The 1256-nt window shown below is 65.1% G+C and carries 1 protein-coding gene; it reads right to left on the bottom strand.

All coding sequences use genetic code 11. The features are described from left to right. Nucleotides 1-296: 296 nt before the first annotated feature. A complete protein-coding gene (locus tag JMJ56_RS33075; protein ID WP_236039073.1) occupies nucleotides 297-1040 on the bottom strand; it encodes a Crp/Fnr family transcriptional regulator in 744 nt (247 codons plus the stop codon). Between the last annotated feature and the right edge of the window lie 216 nt (nucleotides 1041-1256).

The raw sequence follows: 1256 nt of genomic DNA, 5'->3' as shown, positions 1-1256 counted from the left end.
CTGTTGCTCTCCGTCATCGACACCTCCCAGGCTCCTCAGCCTATCAAAGGTGTCCGTGAAATCGGGACAGGCCCACCGGCGCTCCTCGGGCGAGATCTTCGGCTTCGCAGGCGGCCTCTGGTCGTCGGGCGGCAAGCTCATGGCTCGGATGTCGGTCGCTGCAGCAGCTGGTGCTAGGGGAGCTGATGCAGTCTCCTGGCCTGCGGCATGGACGACGCAAAGGCCGCGCCGGCTATAAGGCTGAGGCGGCTGCCCTCATCCGCCTCTCCGCTGTGTCCAAGGACACCGCCAGATCGTCAGCGTCGGTAGGGGATCTCACCAAGTGGAAGCCCAAACAGCCGATCGCGGGCGCGGCGGGTGATGCCATAGCACTCGCAGGCGACCGCCTCGAGACCGGACCGGTCAGTGATGGTGATGCGGCCACTGCTGTAGCGGATCAGCCCTGCCTTCTGCAGCGCGCCGGCTGCCACTGTGACCCCGGCGCGGCGCACCCCCAACATTATGCTGAGCATCTCATGGGTAAACGGCACAGTATCGCCTTCGGTCCGGTCGTGCGCCATCAGTAGCCAGCGCGCGAGGCGTTGGTCGATATGGTGGCGGCCGTTGCAGGCGCCGGTGCGCGCCACTTGGCCGTGATGGATCAGGGCATAGCGGTTCAGCAGGCGTCGCAGATCGGGCAGGCGCTCCAGCGCCACCCGGAAGGCCTCGGCCGAGATGCGATAGCCGGTGCCGGCCACCTGCACGACGCCCTCCAGGTCATCACGGTCGTCGTCGAGCAGCAGGGGCAGCCCGATAAAGCCTTCTTTGCCAACAATCCCGACTTCCGCGCTGTCGCCGTCTTCCAGCGTCGCCAGCATGGATACGACACCAGTTTCGATGAACCACGCCGCCTGCATGGGCTGCTCCGGCACCTGGAGCACGTCACGCAAAATCAGATCGATTGGCTCGAGCTGGGGCCACAGCTCGGCCAGGGTTTCCGGCGGCAAGGCCAGCAGCAGGCGGTTGCGCAGGTCGGATGAGGGAGCAGTAGGGGAGGCCAAAGCACAAGCTCCTCACTATAGGGGGCGGGAGCACTGGCCTCTCTCGGTCGCCGGATGCTGGGAAGGATCGGCCCAGACGATGGAGATGTCTGCGCGTTCTACAGCCTCTTGGCTGTACGGTAAGAGACCCTCGGACGGTGTGGGCCTGTCCCGATTTCACGGACACCTTTGATAGGCTGAGGAGCCTGGGAGGTGTCGATGACGGAGAGCAACAGA

Origin of the sequence: Belnapia arida (assembly GCF_016773205.1) — a bacterium.
Classification (GTDB): domain Bacteria; phylum Pseudomonadota; class Alphaproteobacteria; order Acetobacterales; family Acetobacteraceae; genus Belnapia; species Belnapia arida.
Note: the sequence above shows the minus strand (reverse complement) of the source record. Positions and strands in the feature narration are given on the sequence as shown.